General features: G+C 67.3%; 21 protein-coding genes and 1 other RNA gene. 14 read left to right on the top strand and 8 right to left on the bottom strand.

Annotation, left to right across the window (positions count from 1 at the left end; translation table 11 throughout):
- Nucleotides 1-7: 7 nt before the first annotated feature.
- The 5 genes from KEC55_RS09595 to lipA all read left to right on the top strand — a co-directional run bounded on the left by KEC55_RS09595 (nt 8) and on the right by lipA (nt 4,992).
- On the top strand, nt 8-784 hold the full coding sequence (locus tag KEC55_RS09595; RefSeq protein ID WP_282505219.1) for an SDR family NAD(P)-dependent oxidoreductase: 777 nt from the start codon (nt 8-10) through the stop codon (nt 782-784).
- A gap of 77 nt (nt 785-861) precedes the next feature.
- The gene (locus KEC55_RS09590) at nt 862-1,845 is read left to right on the top strand and encodes a thiamine pyrophosphate-dependent dehydrogenase E1 component subunit alpha (RefSeq protein WP_282505217.1); all 984 of its coding nucleotides are present in this window, start codon (nt 862-864) and stop codon (nt 1,843-1,845) included.
- A gap of 54 nt (nt 1,846-1,899) precedes the next feature.
- Entirely contained in the window at nt 1,900-2,904 is a 1,005-nt protein-coding gene (locus KEC55_RS09585) for an alpha-ketoacid dehydrogenase subunit beta (RefSeq protein ID WP_176047198.1), read from the top strand.
- A gap of 4 nt (nt 2,905-2,908) precedes the next feature.
- The gene (locus tag KEC55_RS09580) at nt 2,909-4,024 is read left to right on the top strand and encodes an acetoin dehydrogenase dihydrolipoyllysine-residue acetyltransferase subunit (protein WP_282505216.1); all 1,116 of its coding nucleotides are present in this window, start codon (nt 2,909-2,911) and stop codon (nt 4,022-4,024) included.
- 2 nt (nt 4,025-4,026) lie between these two features.
- Nucleotides 4,027-4,992 (top strand): lipoyl synthase, encoded by a 966-nt coding sequence (lipA, locus tag KEC55_RS09575; RefSeq protein WP_282505214.1) that lies wholly within the window; start codon nt 4,027-4,029, stop codon nt 4,990-4,992.
- Between the two features lie 11 nt (nt 4,993-5,003).
- Here lipA and KEC55_RS09570 read toward each other — a convergent pair whose 3' ends face one another.
- From KEC55_RS09570 to trxA, 8 genes are all read right to left on the bottom strand, one after another.
- Entirely contained in the window at nt 5,004-6,371 is a 1,368-nt protein-coding gene (locus KEC55_RS09570) for an MATE family efflux transporter (RefSeq protein ID WP_282505212.1), read from the bottom strand.
- Nucleotides 6,372-6,373: 2 nt separating this feature from the next.
- On the bottom strand, nt 6,374-8,206 hold the full coding sequence (locus KEC55_RS09565) for an ArnT family glycosyltransferase (RefSeq protein ID WP_282505210.1): 1,833 nt from the start codon (nt 8,204-8,206) through the stop codon (nt 6,374-6,376).
- Between the two features lie 144 nt (nt 8,207-8,350).
- Nucleotides 8,351-8,611 carry a type B 50S ribosomal protein L31 gene (locus KEC55_RS09560; protein WP_006753671.1) on the bottom strand — a complete coding sequence of 87 codons (261 nt, stop codon included), beginning with the start codon at nt 8,609-8,611 and terminating at the stop codon, nt 8,351-8,353.
- A gap of 158 nt (nt 8,612-8,769) precedes the next feature.
- Complete coding sequence (locus KEC55_RS09555) at nt 8,770-9,603, bottom strand: zinc-dependent peptidase (protein ID WP_282505208.1); 834 nt, start codon at nt 9,601-9,603, stop codon at nt 8,770-8,772.
- Between the two features lie 38 nt (nt 9,604-9,641).
- Nucleotides 9,642-11,198, bottom strand: a complete 1,557-nt coding sequence (locus KEC55_RS09550; protein ID WP_282505206.1) for an MFS transporter — start codon at nt 11,196-11,198, stop codon at nt 9,642-9,644.
- Nucleotides 11,195-11,695, bottom strand: coding sequence for a MerR family transcriptional regulator (locus KEC55_RS09545; RefSeq protein ID WP_282505204.1), 501 nt, complete (start codon nt 11,693-11,695; stop codon nt 11,195-11,197). Before KEC55_RS09545 ends, KEC55_RS09550 begins: the two co-directional genes overlap by 4 nt.
- 131 nt (nt 11,696-11,826) lie before the next feature.
- The gene (rho, locus tag KEC55_RS09540; protein WP_006478662.1) at nt 11,827-13,089 is read right to left on the bottom strand and encodes a transcription termination factor Rho; all 1,263 of its coding nucleotides are present in this window, start codon (nt 13,087-13,089) and stop codon (nt 11,827-11,829) included.
- Between the two features lie 195 nt (nt 13,090-13,284).
- Nucleotides 13,285-13,611: a thioredoxin TrxA gene (gene trxA, locus KEC55_RS09535; protein WP_006402348.1), complete on the bottom strand. Its 327-nt coding sequence runs from the start codon at nt 13,609-13,611 to the stop codon at nt 13,285-13,287.
- A 390-nt stretch (nt 13,612-14,001) separates the two neighbouring features.
- Between trxA and ffs the strand changes: the two genes are divergently transcribed.
- The 9 genes from ffs to rpoS all read left to right on the top strand — a co-directional run bounded on the left by ffs (nt 14,002) and on the right by rpoS (nt 22,801).
- Nucleotides 14,002-14,100, top strand: an RNA gene (ffs, locus tag KEC55_RS09530) — signal recognition particle sRNA small type.
- Between the two features lie 127 nt (nt 14,101-14,227).
- A complete protein-coding gene (locus tag KEC55_RS09525; protein ID WP_282505203.1) occupies nt 14,228-16,588 on the top strand; it encodes a DNA polymerase III subunit gamma/tau in 2,361 nt (786 codons plus the stop codon).
- A gap of 95 nt (nt 16,589-16,683) precedes the next feature.
- Nucleotides 16,684-17,010, top strand: coding sequence for a YbaB/EbfC family nucleoid-associated protein (locus tag KEC55_RS09520; protein WP_014896896.1), 327 nt, complete (start codon nt 16,684-16,686; stop codon nt 17,008-17,010).
- A gap of 31 nt (nt 17,011-17,041) precedes the next feature.
- Nucleotides 17,042-17,638, top strand: a complete 597-nt coding sequence (recR, locus tag KEC55_RS09515; RefSeq protein ID WP_034181272.1) for a recombination mediator RecR — start codon at nt 17,042-17,044, stop codon at nt 17,636-17,638.
- A gap of 48 nt (nt 17,639-17,686) precedes the next feature.
- On the top strand, nt 17,687-18,892 hold the full coding sequence (locus tag KEC55_RS09510; RefSeq protein WP_006496407.1) for a CaiB/BaiF CoA transferase family protein: 1,206 nt from the start codon (nt 17,687-17,689) through the stop codon (nt 18,890-18,892).
- Nucleotides 18,893-19,117: 225 nt separating this feature from the next.
- Complete coding sequence (gene surE / locus KEC55_RS09505) at nt 19,118-19,879, top strand: 5'/3'-nucleotidase SurE (protein ID WP_282505199.1); 762 nt, start codon at nt 19,118-19,120, stop codon at nt 19,877-19,879.
- A complete protein-coding gene (locus tag KEC55_RS09500) occupies nt 19,876-20,808 on the top strand; it encodes a protein-L-isoaspartate(D-aspartate) O-methyltransferase (protein ID WP_282505197.1) in 933 nt (310 codons plus the stop codon). Before surE ends, KEC55_RS09500 begins: the two co-directional genes overlap by 4 nt.
- A 5-nt stretch (nt 20,809-20,813) precedes the next feature.
- On the top strand, nt 20,814-21,701 hold the full coding sequence (locus KEC55_RS09495; protein ID WP_176047187.1) for a peptidoglycan DD-metalloendopeptidase family protein: 888 nt from the start codon (nt 20,814-20,816) through the stop codon (nt 21,699-21,701).
- A gap of 11 nt (nt 21,702-21,712) precedes the next feature.
- Nucleotides 21,713-22,801: an RNA polymerase sigma factor RpoS gene (rpoS, locus tag KEC55_RS09490; RefSeq protein WP_282505194.1), complete on the top strand. Its 1,089-nt coding sequence runs from the start codon at nt 21,713-21,715 to the stop codon at nt 22,799-22,801.
- The last annotated feature ends 3 nt before the right edge of the window (nt 22,802-22,804 follow it).

Raw genomic sequence — 22,804 nt, 5'->3', positions numbered from 1 at the left:
CATTGCCATGACAGCCCCACTCGAAGGACAGGTCGCCATCGTCACGGGCGGCGCGCGCGGCATCGGCCGCGGCATTGCGCTGACGCTTGCCGGCGCGGGCGCCGACATCCTGCTGGCCGATCTGCTCGACGACGCGCTCGACGCCACCGCGCGCGAGGTGCGCGCGCTTGGCCGCCGCGCGGCGGTTGCGAAGGTCGACGTCACGCAGGCCGCACAGGTCGACGCGATGGTCGCGCAGGCGCTCGCCGAACTCGGCCGGCTCGACATCCTCGTGAACTGCGCGGGCGTGATCAGCATTCATCCGGTTGCCGAGCTGACCGAACGCGACTGGGATTTCGTGATGGACGTGAACGCGAAAGGCACGTTCCTCGGCTGCCGCGCGGCGCTCGCGCATCTGAAGGCGCAGGGGCACGGCCGGATCATCAACGTCGCGTCGATCGCGGGCAAGGAGGGCTTTCCTAATCTCGCGCACTACAGCGCATCGAAATTCGCGGTCGTCGGCTTCACGAATGCGCTCGCGAAGGAGCTCGCGCGCGACGGCGTGACCGTCAACGCGATCTGCCCCGGCATCGTCCGTACCGACATGTGGGACCGGCTGTCCGACGAATGGAAGACCGATGGCGAAACGGTCGAGGAATCGTGGCAGCGGCACCAGTTGACGCTGATCCCGCAGGGCCGCGCGCAGACGCCGGAGGACATGGGCCGGCTCGCGCTGTTCTTCGCGACGATGGACAACGTGACGGGCCAGGCCGTGAACGTCGACGGCGGCTTCACGTTCCACTGACGGCCGCAGGCCGTGCAATCCGTCGCCACGGCATCGCCGCGGCGGCATTCGCAGTCAGACCTACCCAGGAGACATACATGACCGCTTCGACACAGCTCAGCAGGGACAAACTGCTGGACGCCTACCGGCTGATGCGCACGATTCGCGAATTCGAGGAGCGCCTGCACGTCGAATTCGCGACGGGCGAGATCCCCGGCTTCGTTCACCTGTATGCGGGCGAGGAGGCGTCCGCGGTCGGCACGATCCTGCACCTCGGCCTCGACGACTACGTCGCGACCACGCACCGCGGCCACGGCCATTGCATCGCGAAGGGCGTCGACGTGCACGGGATGATGGCCGAGATCTACGGCAAGAAAACCGGCGTTTGCCACGGCAAGGGCGGCTCGATGCACATCGCCGACCTGTCGATGGGGATGCTCGGCGCGAACGGGATCGTCGGCGCGGGCGGCCCGCTCGTATGCGGCGCGGCGCTCGCGGCGAAGCACAAGAAGACGGGCGGCGTCGGCGTGTGCTTCTTCGGCGACGGCGCGTCGAACCAGGGCGTGATCTTCGAATCGATGAACCTTGCGTCGGTGTGGCGGCTGCCCGCGATCTTCGTCGCCGAGAACAACGGCTATGCGGAAGCGACGTCGTCGAGCTGGTCGGTCGCGACCGACAACATTGCCGATCGTGCGAACGGGTTCGGGATGCCGGGCGTGATCGTCGACGGCTTCGACTTCTTCGCGGTACACGAAGCGCTCGGCGAAGCCGTCGAGCGCGCGCGCAACGGCGGCGGCCCGACGCTCGTCGAGGTGAAGTTCACGCGCTATTTCGGCCACTTCGAAGGCGATGCGCAAACCTATCGCGCGCCGGGCGAGGTGCAGAAGCTGCGCGACGAGAAGGACTGCCTGAAGCATTTCGAGACGCGTGTCGTGCGCGCCGAGGCGCTGACGACGGCCGACCTGCGCGAGGTCGACGCGCAGGTGAAGGCGCTGATCGACGACGCGGTCGCGCAGGCGAAGGCCGCACCGGTGCCGGATGCCGCCGACCTGCTGACCGACGTCTACGTGTCGTATCCGTGAGCGCGGCCTGACACCGCAGCCGGCACGGCGAACCGAACATTCCAGGAGACAGACATGGCAAGGAAGATCACTTATTCGCAGGCGATCAACGAAGCGCTCGCGCAGGAAATGGCGCGCGACGACAGCGTGATCGTGATGGGCGAGGACAACGCGGGCGGCGCGGGCGCGCCGGGCGAGGACGACGCATGGGGCGGCGTGCTCGGCGTGACGAAGGGGCTGTTCCACAAGTTTCCGGGCCGCGTGCTCGATACGCCGTTGTCCGAGGGCGGCTACATCGGCGCGGCGGTCGGCGCGGCCGCGTGCGGGATGCGGCCGGTCGCGGAGCTGATGTTCATCGATTTCATGGGCGTGTGTTTCGACCAGATCTTCAACCAGGCCGCGAAGTTCCGCTACATGTTCGGCGGCAAGGCCGTGACGCCGGTCGTGATTCGCGCGATGTACGGCGCCGGTTTGCGTGCGGCCGCGCAGCACTCGCAGATGCTGACGTCGCTGTTCACGCACATTCCGGGGCTGAAGGTCGTGTGCCCGTCGACGCCGTACGACGCGAAAGGGCTGCTGATCCAGGCGATCCGCGACAACGATCCCGTGATTTTCCTCGAACACAAGCTGCTCTATACGCGCGAAGGCGACGTGCCGGAGGAGTCCTATGCGATTCCGTTTGGCGAGGCGAACGTGGTGCGCGAGGGCGACGACGTGACGATCGTCACGTACGGCCGGATGGTGCATCTCGCGACGGATGCGGCCGCGAAGCTCGCGAAGGACGGCATCCAGTGCGACGTGATCGATCTGCGCACGACGTCGCCGCTCGACGAGGAAACGATCCTCGAAAGCGCGGAGCGTACCGGGCGCGTGGTGGTCGTCGACGAAGCGAATCCGCGCTGCTCGATCGCGACCGACATCGCCGCGCTCGTCGCGCAGCGCGCATTTCATTCGCTGAAGTCGCCGATCGAGCTCGTCACCGCGCCGCATACGCCCGCGCCGTTCGCGAGCGTGCTTGAAGACCTGTACATCCCGACCGCCGATGCGATTGCGCAGGCGGTCCTCAAGACGAGGAGCTGACACGATGTCGATTCACATGATCACGATGCCCAAGTGGGGGCTGTCGATGGAGCAGGGGCAGGTCAACGGCTGGCTGAAAGCGCTCGGGGAACGCGTGACCAAGGGCGATGAGGTGCTCGACGTCGAGACCGACAAGATCTCGTCGGGCGTCGAATGCGCGTTCGACGGCACGCTGCGCCGGCAGGTCGCGCAGGAAGGCGACACGCTGCCGGTCGGCGCGCTGCTCGGCGTCGTCGCGGCGGCCGAGGCGAGCGATGCCGACATCGATGCGGCGATCGCCGAATTCCAGCGCGATTTCGTGCCGAGCGCGGCTGCTGACGAAGCGGCCGGCCCGCAGCCCGAGAAGGCGCAGATCGGCGGCCGCACGGTGCGCTTCCTGAAGCTCGGCGAAGGCGCTGGCACGCCCGCCGTGCTGATCCACGGCTTCGGCGGCGACCTGAACAACTGGCTGTTCAATCACGCGGATCTCGCCGCGCACCGTCCGGTGTGGGCACTTGACCTGCCCGGTCACGGCGAATCGGGCAAGGCGGTCGAGACGGGCAGCCTCGACGAACTGGCCGACACGGTGCTCGCGCTGCTCGATGCGAAAGGCATCGACCAAGCGCACCTGATCGGCCATTCGATGGGCGGCGCGGTTGCGATGGCAGCGGCCGAGCGCGCGCCGCAACGTGTCGCGTCGCTGACGTTGATCGCGAGCGCGGGGCTCGGCACCGACATCAATCGTGCGTATATCGACGGTTTCGTCGCCGGCAACAGCCGCAACACGCTGAAGCCGCACCTCGGCGCGTTGTTCGCCGACAACGCGCTGGTGACGCGGCAACTCGTCGAGGATCTCGTCAAGTACAAGCGGCTCGAAGGCGTGCAGGCCGCGCTGGAGAAGATCGCGAATGCCGCGTTCGACGGCGCCGCGCAGCGGCGTGTGTTCCGCGACCGGCTCGCGACGCTTGCGCCGCGCACGCTCGTGATCTGGGGCGAGCGCGACCAGGTGATTCCCGCGCAGCATGCGCAGGGCTTGCCGGACGGCGTGCGGGCCGAGGTGATCGCCGGCAGCGGGCACATGGTGCAGATGGAGGCGGCCGCCGACGTGAACCGCCTGATCGTCGCGCTTCTCGGAGACTGACGATGGCCGCCGCGCTCGAACGACCCAGCCTCACGGCGCTCGGCCAGCCGGGCACGCGCAGCCGCGACAAGCTCGCGCGCATTCCGGTGCGCGTCGAGCCCGCGGCCGGGGCGGCGCTGCCGAAGCCGCCGTGGCTGCGCGCGCGGCCGATGATGAGCGCGGCGGTGGCCGACATGGCCGCCGTGCTGCGCGACCATCGGCTGCATTCCGTCTGCGAGGAGGCGATGTGTCCGAACATCGGCGAATGCTTCGCGCAGCGCACCGCGACCTTCATGATCATGGGCGGGCTGTGCACGCGGCGCTGCCCGTTCTGCGATGTCGCGCACGGCCGCCCTGATCCGCTCGATCCCGACGAACCGGCGCGGCTGGCCCACGCAGCCGCGGCGCTCGGGTTGCGCTACGTCGTGATCACGTCGGTCGACCGCGACGACCTGCGCGATGGCGGCGCGGCGCATTTCGCCGCGTGCATTGCGGCGGTGCGCGCGAGCGTGCCGGGCATCGGCGTCGAAGTCCTGACGCCGGACTTCCGTGGCCGCGTGGCGCGAGCGCTCGATGCACTGTCGACGGCGTGGCCGGACGTGTTCAACCACAACATCGAGACGGTGCCGTCGTTGTATCGCGCGGCGCGGCCGGGCGCCGACTATCGCGGCTCGCTCGACTTGCTCGCGCAGGCGAAGCGGGCGCGACCGGGGCTGGTGACGAAATCGGGGTTGATGCTCGGGCTCGGCGAGTGCGACGACGAGGTGCGCGACACGCTGCGCGACCTGCGCGCGCACGACGTCGACGTGCTGACGCTCGGCCAGTATCTCGCGCCGTCGGCGCACCATCTGCCGGTGCGGCGTTACGTGAGCCCGGAGGCGTTCGCTGCGTGGCGCGACGAGGCGCTCGAACTCGGTTTCAGGGAAGTCGTCGCCGGCCCGCTCGTGCGGTCGTCCTATCATGCGGCCGACGTGCTGGAGGACGCGTAGCGGGCCTGGCGTCAGGCGGCGGAGGAGGCGGCGGCAGCGGCGTGCGCACGACTCACGCGGCGCAGGTACAGCACGAGCCCGGCGCCTGCGAGCATCAGGCTGACCGTGTTCGCGAACCAGAAGCCGCGCGCGCCGGTCAGCCACGCGGGCGCGATGCCGCCGACGTCGAAGCCGAGCACGTAGCCGCCGCTGAGCCCGACGCCCCACAGCGCGACCGCATAGATCACGGTCGGCACGACCGCCACCTTGTACGCGCGCAGCACGAACGCCGACGTGACCTGCAGCGCATCGAAGACGTGGTAGCACGCGACGATCGCGACGAGCGGCATCGCGGCCGCGGCGACGGCCGGGTTCGGCGTATAGCCGCCGATGATCAGCGGGCGCAGCGTGAACACGAGCACGCCGTAGGCGGCCGCCACGCCGCACGCGAACATCACGCTGTGCCGGCCGAGCAGCCGCGCTTCTTCCGGGCGTCCGGCGCCGAGCGCGCGCGCAACCAGGGTCGATGCCGCCACGCCGATCGACAGCGGCGTCATGTACAGCACGGCGCCGATGTTGCCGGCGATCTGGTGGCCGGCGAGCGTCGTCGTGCCGAACTGCGCGATGAACAGCGCCATGCACGTGTACGACGTGACTTCGATCAGGTAAGACAGGCCCATCGGCACGCCGAGCTTCAGGATCGCCTTCTGGCGTTCCCAGACAGGCCAGCAGAAGCGCGAGAAGATCGCGAGCGGCGCGAACACGTCGAGCTTCGCGAGCAGCGTGTAGCCGATCAGCGCGAGTGCCCAGTTGATCAGCGTGCTGGCCAGCCCGCAGCCCGGGCCGCCGAGGGCCGGCACGCCGAACCCGCCGAAGATGAACCACACGTTGAGCGGAAACTTGAGCAGCAGCGCGCCGATCTGCAGGATCATCGCGAGGCGCGGCTTGCCGGCCGCGTTGGTCAGCGCGTTGTAGATGCGGAAGACGAGGCTGGCAGGCAGCCCGTACGACAGGATGCGCAGGTAGTCGACGGTGCGGTCGTGCAGCGCGGCGGGAGTGTGCGCGACACGCAGCAGCGGCTCGGGAAAATGCAGCAGCAGGAAGCCGGGAATCGCGAGCAGCAGCGCGAGCCACAGCGCCTGGCGTACTTCTTCTCCGATCTCGGCATAGCGCCGCGCGCCGTACAACTGCCCGGTGATCGGTTGCAGCGCCGACAGGATACCCGTCAGGCCGATATAGATCGAGATGTAGATCGACGAGCCGAGCCCGAGCGCGGCGAGATCGACGGCCGAGTAGCGGCCGACCATCGCGGTGTCGATCACGCCGAACGCGATGATCGCGAGCTGGCCGACGAGCACCGGCCACGCGAGACCGACGATCCGGCGGATGTCGCCGAACATCGTCAATCGGCCGCCTGGCGGCGCGGCGGACGCTTCTTGACGGGCGCCTTCGGCCGTTCGATGCGCTCGTACAGGCGGAAGCGCTCGTCGCGGTCGGCGACGCGGCGGCCTTCCCACACGAGACGCCACACGTATTGCGACATCGAGCTTGGCTCGCCGAAGTCCGCGTGGTCCTGGCGCAGGATCACGTCGCAGTCGCCGGAGAAATCGAAGCGCATGTTGCCGAAATACGCGAAGGTCGCGATCTGTGCGTCACCGAGCCGCACGGGCGAGATGCATTCGTAGTCGGATGGCAAATGCACGGCGATCTGCTGTGCGACATCGCGATAGGTCCGGCCGTAGTTGACGATCGGCAGCCACAGCGTCATCAGCAGTACCCACATCAGCGTGGTGCCCGCACCCGACAGCACGACGCTGCGCCACAGGACCTTCGGCTGTCGCGAGATGCGCCAGCGCACGAGGAAGCACCAGCACACCGTGGCGATCACTGCGCAGATGAACGACAGGATCTTGAAGTGCGGTTCGTAGCCGGGCACGAGGCGCGCGAGGTTGCGTGCGAGCGGATGCGGGAAGCCGGTGAGCGACGCGAGCCACACGAGCCACACGAAGGTGCCGAGGATCGTGAAGCTCAGCACCGCGAACCAGTCGATCGCGTTGATCGCGCCGCGCTTCAGGGTCGGCAGCGCGAACGTCGCGAGCACGGCGAGCGGCGGCAGCAGCAGCATGTACATGCGGTTCGACTGCTGGCTTTGCAGGATCACGAGCGCGACGAGCGGCACGGCGACCGACAGCGGAATCGCGACGTGCGCCCGGCGGCGCATGCCGGCCCAGCTCCACCAGGCCCAGATCGCGAGCGGCCACGCGGGCCAGGTGAACAGCGGCAGGTTCTTTGCCGCATAGCCGAGCACCGCGGTCGGCGGGCCCGAAAAGCGCATCAGGCTGCCGTGGATCCATTGGTTGAAGAACCATGCGGCGTCGTCGGGCGCCGCGACGAACGCGGCAAGCGGCCACAGTGCGAAGATCGCGGCCGCGAGCGGCACGCCGATCAGCGGCAGGCGCAGGTTGCGCATCTCGGGCGTGACGAGCCACAGCGCGGCCGTGCCGGCGAGCAGCGCGACGACCAGCACGGGGTTGCCGGACAGCGCGACGAGGCCGATCGCGACGCCCCACCACAGCGCGCCCTGCATCGGCTTGTCGATGCCGCGCACGATCCCGTAGACGAGCATCGCGATCCATGCGAACTGCGCAAGCTGCGGCGTCGTTTCATGGCCGCGCTCCGCGAGGCCGAAACATGCGACGAGCACCAGCAGCGCGCCGTCGGCGAGCGTGCGGCCGTAGTCGCGCGGCTCGGGTTCGCCGCCGAATGCGTATTTGAACGGCTGGACTTCGGCGCGCCGGCCGAGCAGGTAGGCCGCGTACCAGACGAATGCGCACGCGACGCAGAACAGTACGCCCGTATCGACGCGCGACGCGTTGCTGGCATCGACCCACGGGCCGAGGCCGCGGATCGACAGCGCGCCGAGCCAGTAGCCGAGCGGCCCGTCGGTCGTGATGAACTTGCCGACGAGGTTCGGCAGCAGCCAGTCGTGCCAGCCACCCTTGGCCATCGTCCACATCACGCCGAAGCCCGCCGCGTCCTCGTTTTTCCACGGGTCGCGGCCGAACAGGCCGAACGCCGCGTAGACGAGGCAGAGCGTGAGCAGCAGCCAGCGCGGTAGCGCACGCGTGGCGGAGGCGGTGAGACGGACGACAGGCTTCATGCAGATGAGCGTTTTGTTATGGGCGCGCGTCCGGCGCGGTCGCGCGCGGACGAGCCGGTTTCGAGCATCCGGCATTGTAGACGCGCCGGCCGTGACGCGTCAGGTCGATGCCCGGACGCCGGCCGGCGGTTTCCGGGCGAGCAGAGACAAAAAAGGGCAGCCTGGGCTGCCCTTTTGTGCGATACCGGCGCAATGCAACCACCGGATACGGAGCGAAGCTTACTTCGCCTTGCCGCTGGCGCGAACGCCGAACTTGTTCTTGAACTTCTCGACACGGCCTGCCGTGTCCATGATCTTTTGCTGACCCGTGTAGAACGAGTGCGATTCCGACGACACTTCGATCTTGGCGAGCGGGTAGGTCTTGCCGTCGAGTTCGATGTTTTCGCGCGTCTGGATCGTCGAGCGCGTGATGAACTTGAAGCCGTTCGACATGTCTTGGAAGACGACTTCGCGGTAATTCGGGTGGATGCCTTCTTTCATGGTCTTTCCTTGGTGAGAGCGGTAGCCAACCCGCCGCTTGCCGTGCCGGCCCGCGCACATTGCGCAATACCAGACGACGCCAAGCCCGGCGCGAGCCACTTGCCTAAGGTCGAAAAACGGCGATTATGCCAGAAAATCAGATGGTTGACGAATAATTTTCAACGTGCGTCGAGTGCGCCGGTGCCGGCCGGATCCTGCCGGTAGTAGCGCGCGAGCAGCCGGTACAGCTCCGGAAATTCGGACTCGAACGCTTTCGGCCGCACGAACAGCGCCTCGCTGCACACCGCGAAGAATTCCGACGGGTGGTCGGCCGCATACGGGTCAATCAACGAGTCCCGCTCGAAGCGCGCCCACGCACGGTCCGGCACCGCGTCGACACGTGCGCAGAACTGGTCGTACGCATGCTCGAACACGTCGGCCCAGGCCTGCGCATCGAGATGCGGCGCGTGCCAGCGGCGAAACAGGGGCGGATAGCCGTCGGCCGCGCCGTTGACCATGTCGATCTTGTGCGCGAATTCGTGGATCACGACGTTGTACGCGTCCCGGCCGTCCGTCATTTGCGCGTCTTCCCACGACAGGATCACCGGGCCGCCTTCCCAGGCCTCGCCGCTCGCGTCCTGTTCGACTTCGTGGACCACGCCGTCCTCGTCCTGCACGGTCTTGCGGATCACGAATTCGCCCGGATACACGACGACGCCGACCCAGCCGTCGTACAGCGACAGGTCGAGATTCAGCACGGGCAGGCAGGCTTGCGCGGCGATCGCGACGATCATCTCGTCGGTCAGCTCCAGCCCGTGCGCGGTCGAGAACGATTTCTTCGCGACGAACAGGCTCGTCAGCTCCCGCAGCCGGCCGAGCGCATCAGGCGCCAGCGTCGCGAGGAACGGCAGTCGCTCGACGGTGTCCTGCCACAGCGCGTCGGAGATCGGGTGGCTGCGCAGCGCACGGTCGCGGCGGCGGTCGTCGAACCAGCGGGTGAGTTTCGAGAGCATGGAGATGGCTGACGATAATCCAAAGCCTGTCTTTTAACTCAATCGATCTCTTTTTGCCATGCTGCGAAGACGCCACCGACGAGCGCGACGCCCGCCAGGAAGTAAAAGCCGTCGAGCGACGCGAGGAACGACGCTTGTTGCGCGACCATCCGCGCGATCGAAGCGATCGCGAGGGCGTGCGCCTCGTTCAGCGCGTGGCCCGCTGCGGCATAGCTGCGCGTCAGCGCGTCGACGGTCTGCTGAAATAGCGGGTCGAACACGTTCGCGCGCTCGACGAGCCGCGTCTGGTGCACGGCGACGCGATGCTGCTCGACGATGATCACCGACGACGTCGCGAACGAGATCGTCAGTTGCCGGACGATGTTCTTCAGCCGGTAGCCATGCGTATATTCGTCGATCGCGAAGATCCGGAACGTCAGGTTGGCCACCGGCAGCACGATGAAGAGCAGCAGCAGTCCGCGCAGCAGCAGCGGCACGATCAGCGCGGCTTCGCCGACCTGCGGCGTCATGCGCGTCATCCACAGCGCGGCCGTGACGGCGATCGCGAATCCCGGCACGACGAACCACTTCTTGTGCGTGACGAACTTCGCATAACGCAGGTACGCGAACAGCGCGGTGGCCGAAATCAGCGACATCGTGCCCACCAGGCGTCCGGCGTTCTCGACCGGATAGCCGAGCCCGCCTTCGAGAAACCGCGACGTCAGGTAACTGAAACCTGTCGTCTCGTAGTAATAGAACATGTAGAGCAGCAGCCCGACCTGGAAGGTCCGCTCTCGAAACGCATGCAGCCGCACGAGCGGCGTCGGGTGGTTCCACTGGTGATACGCGAACCACGCGAGCGCGCCGATTCCCGCGATCGTCAGCAGGATCAGCATCGGCGAGCCGCTGTAGAGCTGGTAATGCACCTGCTGCAGCACGATCTGCAGCGCGCCTTGCGCGAGCGCGAACACGACATACGGCCAGAAGTGTCCGGAGCCGCGTTCGTCGTCGGGCGTGCGGCCCGAGTCGGGCAGCGTGAGCAGCGCGAGGATCGCGAATGCGATGCCGGCCGGCGCCGTGCACGCGAACAGGGCGCGCCACGTCGAATGCGCGACCAGCAGCCCGCCGACGATCGGCGCGAGTGCGCTGCCGAGCAGGATCATGATCAGAAATGCGCGCGTCGCGGGCGGCCGCTCCTGCGGCTTGAAGCTGATCTGGATCAGGATGCGGCACGCACCCATCATCGGGCCGATGAAGTACCCCTGGAAACCGCGCGCGAACGCGAGTTGCAGCGACGTATCGGCGAGCGCGGCCGCGATCGCGCCGAACGAGAACATCAGCATGCAGCCGGCGACGTAGCGGCGATGGCCGAGCCGGTCGACCCACCATTGCTGCTGCAGGATCCCGAGCACGGCCGTGACCGCGTACGCGCTCGACGACCAGACGAGTTCGTCGGGCGACGCGTTGATGCCGCCGGCGATATAGCTGGCGAAGAACGAGAAGACCGCGTTGTCGAAGTAGTCGACACCGGTGACGAGTGCGAGTGCCCACGGGAACAGGTCCGTGCGCAGGTTCGCACGGCTCCACAGCGGCGGGCGACCGGCCCCCGCGTTCATTCGCGATCCTTGTGCGTGCGCCGCGTACCGGCTTCGGCCTGCCGCTGCGCGATCAGCGCATCGGGGTTTTCACCGGCGAGTCGCCGCTCGACGTAGTCGATGTCGTGCTGCAGTTCCTTGCGCAGCGCGACGGCTTCCTTCAGTTCGCGCTGGACCGCCGCGATCCGCCGGTCCAGCGTGTCGATCTGGTCGGCAAGGCCTGTGCGGATGTCGCGCAGCGACGCATCCGAATAGCGGCGCCGGCCGTCGCCCGTTTCTTCCAGCGGGCGCTTCAGCATTTCGGTGATGCCGTGCAGCGAGAAGCCGAGCGCGCGTAGCCGCAGGATGCGCGCGAAGCGCTCGAGGTCGGCTTCGTCATAGAGGCGGTAGCGGCCGCCGCTGCGCGATGGCGTGACGAGCCCGCGCTCTTCGTAATACTTCAGCGTGCGCGGCGTGACGCCGAGCCGCGATGCGGCGTCGCTCACGGTCAGCAGCGGGGTGGGGGCGTCGTTCGGCATCGGGAGGCGCGGGGTTGGGTCGGGGCGATGACGCGATTATAGATCAACCTGTACGTTCACGTTCAGGTTGGAGCGGAAAAACGGCCGCCGGGCGAGTTGCGCGGGCGGCCGTCTTGCGGGGGCGGAGGCGATCAGCCGCCGCGGCGCATCAGGTCGAAGAACTCGGAGTTGCTCTTCGTCTGGCGGATCTTGTCGAGCAGGAATTCCATGGCCTCGACTTCGTCCATGTCGTGGATGAACTTGCGCAGCACCCAGATCTTCTGAAGGATCTCGGGCTTGATCAGCATTTCTTCGCGACGCGTGCCCGACTTGTTCAGGTTGATCGACGGGTAGACGCGCTTTTCCGCGAGGCGGCGCTCGAGGTGCACTTCCATGTTGCCGGTGCCCTTGAACTCTTCGTAGATCACGTCGTCCATGCGGCTGCCGGTTTCGATCAGCGCGGTGCCGATGATCGTCAGCGAACCGCCTTCCTCGATGTTGCGCGCGGCGCCGAAGAAGCGCTTCGGACGCTGCAGTGCGTTTGCGTCGACACCACCCGTCAGCACCTTGCCCGATGCGGGGATCACGGTGTTGTACGCGCGGGCGAGACGCGTGATCGAGTCGAGCAGGATCACGACGTCGTGCTTCATTTCGACGAGGCGCTTGGCCTTCTCGATCACCATTTCGGCGACCTGGACGTGGCGCGTGGCCGGTTCGTCGAACGTCGACGCGATCACTTCGCCGGCGACCGAGCGCTGCATTTCGGTCACTTCTTCAGGGCGTTCGTCGATCAGCAGCACGAACAGGATCACGTCCGGGTGGTTCTGCTTGATCGCGTGTGCGATGTGCTGGAGCATCACGGTCTTGCCCGACTTCGGCGACGCGACGAGCAGGCCGCGCTGGCCCTTGCCGATCGGCGCGATCATGTCGATGATGCGGCCCGTGACGTTCTCTTCGCCGCGCATTTCGCGTTCGAGCGACAGCGGCTTGTTCGGGTGCAGCGGCGTGAGGTTCTCGAACATGATCTTGTGTTTCGAGGCCTCGGGCGGCTGCCCGTTGACTTTGTCGACCTTCACCAGCGCGAAGTATCGCTCGCCGTCCTTCGGCGTGCGGACTTCACCTTCGATGGTGTCGCCGGTGTGCAGGTTGAAGCGGCGGATCTGCGACGGGCTGATGTAGATGTCGTCGGTGCTCGCGAGGTACGACATTTCCGGCGAGCGCAGGAAACCGAAGCCGTCCGGCAGCACTTCGAGCGTACCGTCGCCGAAGATCGTCTCTCCCGTCTTGGCGCGCTTTTTAAGAATGGCAAACATCAACTCCTGCTTGCGCAGGCGGTTCGCGTTTTCGATCTCCAGGCCATTGGCCATTTCGATCAGTTCGGAGACGTGCAGAGACTTGAGCTCGGATAAATGCATACGGAGAACCCGCCAGGGAGGAGAAGCGACGAAAGAAAATAAGGGAGGAGGGCGAGCGGAAGCGCTCAGAGACTTAAATGCGTCTTGTCGACGTTTTTTAATTCTAGCATAGGCCGATTCGCGCTTGAGCGAGCGATCGGCGGCTTGACGGCGGACGTGTTGCCGGTTGACAACACGTCCGCGGAACTGCCGGTATTACAGGTGGCTGTCCAGGAATGCGGTGAGCTGCGACTTCGACAGCGCGCCGACCTTCTGCGCGGCGGCCGCGCCGTTCTTGAACAGGATCAGCGTCGGGATGCCGCGCACGCCGAACTTCGCGGGCGTCGCCTGATTGTCGTCGACGTTGATTTTCGCGATCTGCAGCTTGTCGCCGTAGTCCTTCGCGACTTCGTCGAGGATCGGGGCGATCATCTTGCACGGGCCGCACCATTCGGCCCAGAAATCGACGAGCACGGGCTTGTCGGATTTGACGACGTCCTGTTCGAACGATGCGTCGCTGATGTGTTTGATCTGTTCGCTCATTGGGTCAATACCTCTTACGGTTCGGGGACTGCCTGCTTGCGCGTTGCGGCGTGCCGGCCGCCGTAGGCTGCCGGCCGCTGCGGCAGGCCACTCCGCGCTCCGGAAAGGAGGGGTGTAAGCACTGCATGCCGCGGCTCGCGGGTCGTTCGGGCGTCATATTAGCCTAAATTGCTATCTGCTGCGGGCGGCGATAGTAGCCGCTACGCGAGTAGGGGTACGACGCGACGTTCGACCGTTGTGCCATGCAAGTGGAGGCTGGCCTGCAGATTACAAGGGGCGGGCACGCTTGCGCGTCGTGCGAACGGATGGCGCGCCGGTTTGCCCGGCGATATTCGCATTGATGCGAACAAACGGTCGCATTCGTCCGGAAGCGGTGATAGAATATGCCGTGACGGGCCTCCTCGCATGGTGGGGCGGTGAACCTGGTCAGGTCGGGAACGAAGCAGCCACAATCGTTTTCCGCCAGTGCCGAGGGTTGGGCTCGTCACCTTCCTTCTCGCCCCATTCGCCGGGCGTTTTTTATTTCTGCATCACACTCCGTTCGACCCGCACTTTGCCCGTTCTCCGCACCGTTTCGCGTGTCGGCGCGACGCAGCGTTACTGATACAATTTCCCGATGACCTATCAAGTTCTCGCACGCAAGTGGCGTCCGAAGGATTTCGCTTCGCTCGTCGGCCAGGAGCACGTCGTCAGGGCGCTTACGCACGCGCTCGACGGCGGGCGTCTCCATCACGCCTATCTGTTTACCGGAACCCGCGGTGTCGGCAAGACGACGCTGTCGCGGATCTTCGCCAAGGCACTCAACTGTGAAACCGGCGTCACGTCGCAGCCGTGCGGCGTGTGCCGCGCCTGTCGCGAGATCGACGAGGGCCGTTTCGTCGATTACGTCGAAATGGATGCCGCGAGCAACCGCGGCGTCGACGAGATGGCCGCGCTGCTCGAGCGCGCGGTGTACGCGCCTGTCGATGCGCGCTTCAAGGTCTACATGATCGACGAAGTGCACATGCTGACGAACCACGCGTTCAACGCGATGCTGAAGACGCTCGAAGAGCCGCCGCCGCACGTCAAGTTCATCCTCGCGACGACCGATCCGCAGAAGATTCCCGTTACCGTGCTGTCGCGCTGCCTGCAGTTCAACCTGAAGCAGATGCCGGCCGGGCACATCGTGTCGCATCTCGAGCGGATCCTCGGCGAAGAGCAGATCACGTTCGAGCAGCAGGCGCTGCGCCTGCTCGCGCGTGCGGCGCAGGGCAGCATGCGCGATGCACTGTCGCTCACCGACCAGGCGATCGCCTATTCGGCGAACGAAGTGACCGAGTCGGCCGTGTCGGGCATGCTCGGCGCGCTCGACCAGACTTACATGGTGCGCCTGCTCGACGCGCTCGCGGCTGGCAGCGGCCCCGAAATCCTCACGATTGCCGACGAAATGTCGCTGCGCAGCCTGTCGTTCTCGACCGCGCTGCAGGATCTCGCGAGCCTGCTGCACCGGATCGCGTGGGCGCAGTTCGCCCCGGGATCGGTACTCGACGAATGGCCGGAAGCGGCCGACCTGCGCCGTTTCGCGGAGACACTGAGCCCCGAACAGGTGCAGTTGTTCTATCAGATCGCGACGGTCGGCCGTGCGGAGCTCGGTCTCGCGCCGGACGAGTACGCCGGTTTCACGATGACGCTGCTGCGGATGCTCGCGTTCGAGCCGGCGGTTGCCGCCGGCAGTGCGCCGGGCGGCCAGCCGTCCGTGCCGCGGGCCGTGCCGGCTCCGCGCGCTGCCGCGGCATCGGCCGCTGCGGCGAAGCCCGTAGCGGCTGCGCCCGTCGAGGCGGTGCGTCCGCCGGCGGCTGCCCCGGCTGCCCCGATCGCACCCGTCGCGCGTTCGGCACCTGCTCGGTCCGAAGGCGAAGCCAGCCCGCCCGCCGCGAAGCCGGCTGCCGTTCAGGCGCCCGCACCGGTGCCGGTTGACGCACCCGTCATTGAAACACCACAGCCGGGAACGGATGTCGTGCAGCAAGCAGCGCCGGACCTGCCGCCGCCTGCCCGCAACGAGCCCGAGCCGCCTGGGGCGGCCGCTGCCGCGGTTGCGCCGCAAATCGAAGAACCGGTCGCACAGGCCGCACCGGTGCCGCGCGCTGCGCCGCCGGAGCCGGCTGCACGTCCGGCCGCGCGCGCAGGCGGTGCCGCCGCCGCGCTCGACGTGCTGCGCAATGCGGGAATGCGCGTGTCGTCCGATCGCGGGCGCGCAGGCGCGGCGCCGAAACCGGCAGCCCAGCCGGTCGCCGAGAAGCCGGCCGCATCGCGTCCCGCCGTGCAGGTGCCGACGCCGCGTGCCGCGGCTCGTGCGCCGCAGGCTGCCGAGTCGCGCCAGGCCTCGCCGCCGTGGGAAGACATTCCGCCCGACGACTACGTGCCGCTCAGCGCCGACGAGATGTTCGGCGGCCCGGACGACGGCTTCGTGCCGGAGTTCAACAGCGGTCCCGACGATGTGCGCGTGATGCCGAAGCCGGCGGAAACGCGTCCGTCCGCGCCGGTCGATGCGCGACCGTTGCCGCCCGCCATCGCGCTGGATCCGCTCGGCTTCGACGGCGAATGGCCGGCGCTGGCCGCGCGGTTGTCGTTGAAGGGCGTCGCGTACCAGCTCGCCTTCAACAGCGAACTGACGGCCGTCGATGCGACCACCCTGAAACTTTCGGTGCCGGTGCCGCAGTACGCGGACGCCGCGCAGGTGGCGAAGCTGAAGGCGGCGCTGGCCGACGCGCTCGGCAAACCGGTCGAGGTGGCCGTCGAGGTCGGGCCCGCACGGCGCACCGCGGCGGCGCTCGATGCGGCCGCGCGCGCGGCACGCCAGCGCGAGGCCGAGCAGGAGATTCACGGCGATCCGTTCGTCCAGCAGCTCGTGCGCGACTTCGGTGCGCGCATCGTCGAGGGTTCGGTTCGTCCGCTCGCCGATTCGGCGCCGGACGGCGTGCCGCCGACGTTGCATTGAACTGACCGCCCCGCGACAGGCACAATCACGCCCCGCACACTTTGGCCGGCACGCGCCGCGTGCCGGTTTTCACACGATCAAGAAGGAGTATTTCCATGTTGAAAGGCAACCTCGCCGGACTGATGAAGCAAGCGCAGCAAATGCAGGAAAACATGAAGAAGATGCAGGAGCAGCTTGCGCTGATCGAAGTCGAAGGGCAGTCGGGCGCCGGCCTCGTCAAGGTGACGATGACGTGCCGCAACGAAGTGCGCCGCGTCGCGATCGACCCGAGCCTGCTCGCGGACGACAAGGACATGCTCGAGGATCTCGTCGCCGCTGCGTTCAACGACGCCGTGCGCAAGGCCGAAGCGACGTCGCAGGAAAAGATGAGCGGCATGACGTCGGGCCTGCCGCTGCCCCCGGGCTTCAAGCTGCCGTTCTGAGCGCCGCGTCCTTGCCACTGTTTGCCGCCGTATGAAACAGCCGTCCGCCCTGTCTGCTCTCGTCGAAGCGTTGCGCGTGCTGCCCGGCGTCGGGCCGAAATCCGCGCAGCGCATGGCGGTCCACCTGATGCAGCACGACCGCGAAGGCGCGGAGCGGCTTGGCCGGTCGCTGCTGTTCGCGACCGAGCACCTGCAGCACTGCGAAAAGTGCAACACGTTCACCGAAGCGCAGATCTGCGAGGTCTGCAGCGACGAGGAGCGTGATCCGACGCTGCTGTGCGTCGTCGAGACGCCCGCCGACCAGATCATGCTCGAGCAGACGATGACGTACCGCGGGCTGTATTTCGTGTTGATGGGGCGACTGAGCCCGCTCGACGGGATCGGCCCGAAGGAAATCCACTTCGACCGCCTCGTGCGGCGCGCGTCCGACGGTATCGTCAAGGAAGTCGTGCTCGCGACCAACTTCACGAACGAAGGCGAAGCCACCGCGCATTACCTTGGTCAGACGCTGAAGGCGCGCGGCCTCGCGGTCACGCGCCTTGCGCGCGGCGTGCCGGTGGGCGGTGAACTCGAATACGTCGACGCGGGCACCATCGCCCGCGCGATGCTCGATCGCCGCACGATGTAAGCCGGGCGCCGCCTGCCGGCGGCGCCGTTCCTCATGCCAGGGAGACACATGAGCACCAGCCAGGGCCCGCTCGCGGGCGTCAAAGTGCTCGAATTCGGAACGCTGATCGCGGGGCCGTTCGCGTCGCGGCTGTTCGCCGAATTCGGCGCGGAAGTGATCAAGATCGAGGATCCGAACGGCGGTGACCCGCTGCGCAAATGGCGCAAGCTCCACCCGGAGCAGGGCGGCACGTCGCTGTGGTGGTCCGTCCAGGCGCGCAACAAGAAATCGGTCACGCTGAACCTGAAAGCCGACGCCGGCAAGGCGATCGCGCGACAGCTCGCGAGCGAGGCCGACATCGTGATCGAGAACTTCCGTCCCGGCCTGCTGGAGAAGCTCGGGCTCGGTTACGACGTGCTGTCGGCCGACAACCCGGGTCTCGTGATGGTGCGCCTGTCCGGCTACGGTCAGACGGGCCCGTACCGCGACCGGCCCGGCTTCGGTGCGATCGCCGAATCGATGGGCGGGCTGCGTCACATCACCGGCTATCCCGATCTGCCGCCGCCGCGCATCGGCATCTCGATCGGCGATTCGATCGCCGCGCTGCACGGCGTGATCGGCGCGCTGATGGCGCTGCATCACCGCAAGGTCAACGGCGGCGCGGGGCAGGTGGTCGACGTCGCACTGTATGAAGCCGTCTTCAACATGATGGAAAGCGTGGTGCCCGAATACGGCGTGTACGGGATGGTGCGCGAGCGCACCGGCGCGTCGCTGCCGGGCATCGTGCCTTCGAATACCTATGCGTGCCGCGACGGCAGCATCGTGATCGGCGGCAACAGCGACCCGATCTTCAAGCGGCTGATGAAGGCGATCGAGCGCGACGACCTCGCCGACGATCCGGCGCTCGCACAAAACGACGGGCGCGTGCCACGTACGCAGGAGATCGACGACGCGATCGCCGCGTGGCTCGCGCCGCGCACGATCGACGAGGCGCTGGTCGTGCTCAACGCGGCCGACGTGCCGGCCGGGCGCATCTACAGCGCCGCCGACATGTTTACCGATCCGCAGTTTGTTGCCCGGCAGATGATCCAGCGTTTCAAACTGGCTGACGGTACCGATATTCCGCTGCCGAACATCACGCCGAAGCTGTCGGATACGCCGGGCGAAACGCGCTGGCTCGGGCCCGAGCTCGGCGAGCATACGGACGAGGTGCTGCGCGGCCTCGGCTACGACGCCCAGGCGATTGCCGCGCTGCGCGAAGCAGGCGCGATCTGAGGAAAGTGCTCGCGGACCTGTCGCTTCGCGCCAGGTCCGCGACGCAGGCATTCGTCGACGGGACCTCCTTCGGGGCGGAAAACCCGGGCGGCATGGCGTTTTCCCGAGCGTGCTGAAAGACGCCGCGCCATGCGGCGGCGCACCCTGCGCACATGCGCGCACCCGTCCGCTCGCGCCCATCGGACTGTCGCTCTCGCGCCATCTTTCCTCGGTTACAATCGCCGGATGCGAATCCTACTCAGCAACGACGACGGCTATCTCGCCCCCGGTCTCGCCGCGCTCAGCCAAGCGCTGCAGCCGCTGGCCGAGCTCACGGTGATCGCGCCCGAGCAGAACTGCAGCGGCGCGTCGAATTCCCTCACGTTGTCGCGGCCGCTGTCGGTACAGCGTGCGGCGGGTACGGGTTTCTTCTACGTGAACGGCACGCCGACCGATTCGGTGCACGTCGCGTTGACGGGGATGGCCGATGCGAAGCCGGATCTCGTCGTTTCCGGGATCAACAACGGCCAGAACATGGGCGAAGACACGCTCTATTCAGGGACAGTTGCGGCCGCCACCGAAGGCATCATGTTCGGCGTGCCGGCCATCGCATTCTCGCTGGCCGACAAGGGCTGGACCCATCTGGCGGACGCCGCGCGCGTCGCCGCGGAGATCGTCGAGCACTACCTCGCGCATCCGCTGCCGGGCAACCCGCTGCTGAACGTCAATATTCCGAATCTGCCGTACGACGAACTGAAGGGCTGGAAGGTCACGCGTCTCGGCAAGCGTCATCCGTCGCAGCCGGTGATTCGCCAGACCGACCCGCGTGGCGAGCCGATCTACTGGATCGGCGCCGCGGGCGCGGCGATGGACGCGAGCGACGGCACCGATTTCCACGCCGTCGCAAACGGTTTCGTGTCGATCACGCCGCTGCAGCTGGACCTCACGCATACGCAGATGCTGCCCGCGACGCGCGAATGGGCGCGCGCCGGAGGGCGGGCTTCATGAGCGGCGAGCGCGCGAAGCGGTTCCCGCTCGCGCTCGAAGATCTCAAGCGAGCGCCACGCAAATCGGAAGGTCGGGCCGGTGAACGCCATGCGGCGGTTGCGGTGCCGAAGGCTGCCGACAAGCCCGCTGCCGTGCTGAAACCGGTTGCGGTGAAGCCTGCCGCCGTGCGGTCGGCGGCGCACGGTCCCACGGCCGCGAAGCCGGCGACCGCGCCGAAGCCGACCGCGCTGAAGCCCGCGATGCCGAAACCGGCTGCGCCGAGCGTCGCGCCGGCCGGCGCGTTCGCGCTCACGTCGGAACGCGTGCGCGAGCGGATGGTCGAACGACTGCGCGCGAACGGCGTGACCGACGCGCGCGTGCTGGACGCGATGGCCGCGGTGCCGCGCCACATGTTCGTGGATCCGGGGCTCGCGACGCAGGCCTACGAGGATTCGGCGTTGCCGATCGGCCACCAGCAAACCATTTCCAAGCCGTCGGTTGTCGCGCGCATGATCGAGCTCGCGATGGCCGGCCGCACACTCGAGCGCGTGCTCGAGATCGGCACGGGGTGCGGCTATCAGGCCGCCGTGCTGAGCCACGTGGCACGCGACGTGTATTCGATTGAACGCATCAAGCCGCTCTATGAGCGCGCGAAGCTGAACCTGCGGCCGCTGCGCGTGCCGAACATCCGTCTGCACTACGGCGACGGGCGTGTCGGCTTGCCGTCCGCGGCCCCGTTCGACGCGATCGTGATCGCGGCGGCGGGGCTCGACGTGCCGCAGGCGCTGCTCGAGCAGCTCGCGATCGGCGGGCGGCTCGTCGCGCCGGTCGGCGCGCAGAGCGGGCAGCATCAGGTGCTCACGCTCGTCGAGCGCGTCGCGCACGCGCAATGGCGAGAGTCACGGCTTGATCGCGTTTTCTTTGTCCCTTTAAAATCCGGAGTGATTTGAAACCGATGAGTATGTTGCGCGCGATGCAAAACAACCGATCCAGGGAACCGCTCACACTCGCCCAGCGCGCGATCTGTGTGGCTGCGTTCTCCACGCTACTGGCCGCCTGTGCGACGCGGCTCGACAACGCGCCTGTCGTCGATCGCTCCGGCTCGCTCGGCACGACCGGCACCGCGCAGCCCGCGGCGCCGCTTCCGCCGGCGCCCCCGGGTTACTACCGGGTAAAGCCGGGTGACACGCTGTACCGGATCGCGCTCGAAAACGGGCAGAACTATCGCGACATCGCCGCGTGGAACAACCTGTCGAACCCGAATCAGATTGAAGTCGACCAGCTGCTGCGCGTTTCGCCGCAGGCGGGCGCCGCCGTTGCGGGCACGCAGGTCGCTGCGCCGATCGCGGGCGCCGCCGTCGCGACCGCGCCGCTCAGCAGCGGCCCGGCAACGCCGGCTGCCGGCACGTCCTCCACGCTCGCCACGCCGCCGGCTGCGGCCGCCGGCTCGAGCGATACGGCAGCGGCCCCGAGCGGCCCCGTGACGTTCGCATGGCCCGCGCGCGGCCCCGTGCTGAACGGGTTCGACGACGCGAAGAACAAGGGTGTCAACATCGGCGGCACGGCCGGCGAGACCGTGAAGGCGGCGGCCGACGGCCGCGTCGTCTACTCCGGTAACGGCCTGCGCGGCTACGGCAACCTCATTATCATCAAACACGACGCGACTTACCTCACGGCGTATGCACACAATCGTGCTTTGATGGTAAAAGAGGGGGACGCGGTAACGAAGGGGCAGAAGATCGCCGAGATGGGTAACAGCGATGCCGACCGCGTGATGCTGCATTTCGAGGTTCGCCGGCAGGGTAAGCCTGTCGATCCGCTGAAGTATTTGCCGCCTCAATAACCGAGACGACCATGCCGAAATCGAAGCGCCACGAGCCGCAAGCCGAGTCTGAGAAGATCAGTCGTGCCACGCAAGCATCGGTGGGGCGAGCAGGTGCTTCGACGGACGACGAGGACGATATCGCGGACAACGAACGCGATATCGAGGCGCGCGACGCCGAGGCGGACGGTGGCGATGACGAGCGCGAAGGCCGCCCGGAAGCGGCGCCCGACGTCGACGATTTCCGCACGATGCTGCAGGCCGAGCTCACGGCCGACACGATCCAGCATTACCTGAACCGAATCAGCGTGAAGCCGCTGCTGACCGTCGAGGAAGAGCAGCGCTATTCGCGCCTGGCGAAGGCCGGCGAATTCGAGGCGCGGCAGGTGATGATCGAGCGCAACTTGCGCCTCGTCGTCAGCATCGCGAAGGGATACCTGAACCGTGGTGTGCCGCTGCTCGACCTGATTGAGGAAGGCAACCTCGGCCTGATGCACGCGATCGAGAAGTTCGACCCGACGCGCGGGTTCCGTTTCTCGACCTATGCGACGTGGTGGATCCGGCAGAGCATCGAGCGGGCGATCATGAATCAGGCCCGCACGGTGCGCCTGCCCGTGCACGTCATCCGCGAACTGAACCAGGTGCTGCGCGCGAAGCGCCACCTCGAAAAGAATTCGATGTCGACGGGCGAGGCGGCCGAGCGCCGTGAAGCCAGCATCGACGACATCGCCTATCTCACCGGCAAGACCGCCGAGGAAGTCACCGACATCCTTGCGCTCAACGAGCACACGGCGTCGCTCGACGCGCCGCTCGACCTCGATCCCGCGAGCAGCCTGCTCGACCTGCTGCCCGACGATCAGAGCCAGTCACCCGACGCCGAGGTGCAGCACCGCGAGCTCGAAACGCTGACGCGCGCGTGGCTGTCGCGGTTGTCCGACAAGCATCGGCACGTGATCGAGCGCCGCTTCGGCCTGAACCATATCGAACCGGCGACGCTCGAGGAGCTCGCCGACGAGATGGGGCTCACGCGCGAGCGCGTGCGGCAGATCCAGCAGGAAGCGCTGGTGCGCCTCAAGCGGTTCTTTGCCTCCAACGGCGTGCGCAAGGACGCCGTTCTGTAACTG

Source organism: Burkholderia cepacia (assembly GCF_029962485.1).
Lineage (GTDB): Bacteria > Pseudomonadota > Gammaproteobacteria > Burkholderiales > Burkholderiaceae > Burkholderia.
This window is presented reverse-complemented; position numbering and strand designations above follow the sequence as displayed.

Coding starts and splice junctions, on each gene's coding strand:
- KEC55_RS09585 (WP_176047198.1), top strand. CDS start 1,900: ATGGCAAGGAAGATCACTTATTCGCAGGCGATCAACGAAGCGCTCGCG.
- trxA (WP_006402348.1), bottom strand. CDS start 13,611: ATGAGCGAACAGATCAAACACATCAGCGACGCATCGTTCGAACAGGAC.
- KEC55_RS09510 (WP_006496407.1), top strand. CDS start 17,687: ATGAGCACCAGCCAGGGCCCGCTCGCGGGCGTCAAAGTGCTCGAATTC.
- KEC55_RS09520 (WP_014896896.1), top strand. CDS start 16,684: ATGTTGAAAGGCAACCTCGCCGGACTGATGAAGCAAGCGCAGCAAATG.
- KEC55_RS09545 (WP_282505204.1), bottom strand. CDS start 11,695: ATGCCGAACGACGCCCCCACCCCGCTGCTGACCGTGAGCGACGCCGCA.
- surE (WP_282505199.1), top strand. CDS start 19,118: ATGCGAATCCTACTCAGCAACGACGACGGCTATCTCGCCCCCGGTCTC.
- KEC55_RS09560 (WP_006753671.1), bottom strand. CDS start 8,611: ATGAAAGAAGGCATCCACCCGAATTACCGCGAAGTCGTCTTCCAAGAC.
- lipA (WP_282505214.1), top strand. CDS start 4,027: ATGGCCGCCGCGCTCGAACGACCCAGCCTCACGGCGCTCGGCCAGCCG.
- KEC55_RS09570 (WP_282505212.1), bottom strand. CDS start 6,371: ATGTTCGGCGACATCCGCCGGATCGTCGGTCTCGCGTGGCCGGTGCTC.
- recR (WP_034181272.1), top strand. CDS start 17,042: ATGAAACAGCCGTCCGCCCTGTCTGCTCTCGTCGAAGCGTTGCGCGTG.
- KEC55_RS09525 (WP_282505203.1), top strand. CDS start 14,228: ATGACCTATCAAGTTCTCGCACGCAAGTGGCGTCCGAAGGATTTCGCT.
- KEC55_RS09500 (WP_282505197.1), top strand. CDS start 19,876: ATGAGCGGCGAGCGCGCGAAGCGGTTCCCGCTCGCGCTCGAAGATCTC.
- KEC55_RS09565 (WP_282505210.1), bottom strand. CDS start 8,206: ATGCCGGATGCTCGAAACCGGCTCGTCCGCGCGCGACCGCGCCGGACG.
- KEC55_RS09550 (WP_282505206.1), bottom strand. CDS start 11,198: ATGAACGCGGGGGCCGGTCGCCCGCCGCTGTGGAGCCGTGCGAACCTG.
- KEC55_RS09590 (WP_282505217.1), top strand. CDS start 862: ATGACCGCTTCGACACAGCTCAGCAGGGACAAACTGCTGGACGCCTAC.
- KEC55_RS09495 (WP_176047187.1), top strand. CDS start 20,814: ATGAGTATGTTGCGCGCGATGCAAAACAACCGATCCAGGGAACCGCTC.
- KEC55_RS09555 (WP_282505208.1), bottom strand. CDS start 9,603: ATGCTCTCGAAACTCACCCGCTGGTTCGACGACCGCCGCCGCGACCGT.
- KEC55_RS09595 (WP_282505219.1), top strand. CDS start 8: ATGACAGCCCCACTCGAAGGACAGGTCGCCATCGTCACGGGCGGCGCG.
- rpoS (WP_282505194.1), top strand. CDS start 21,713: ATGCCGAAATCGAAGCGCCACGAGCCGCAAGCCGAGTCTGAGAAGATC.
- KEC55_RS09580 (WP_282505216.1), top strand. CDS start 2,909: ATGTCGATTCACATGATCACGATGCCCAAGTGGGGGCTGTCGATGGAG.
- rho (WP_006478662.1), bottom strand. CDS start 13,089: ATGCATTTATCCGAGCTCAAGTCTCTGCACGTCTCCGAACTGATCGAA.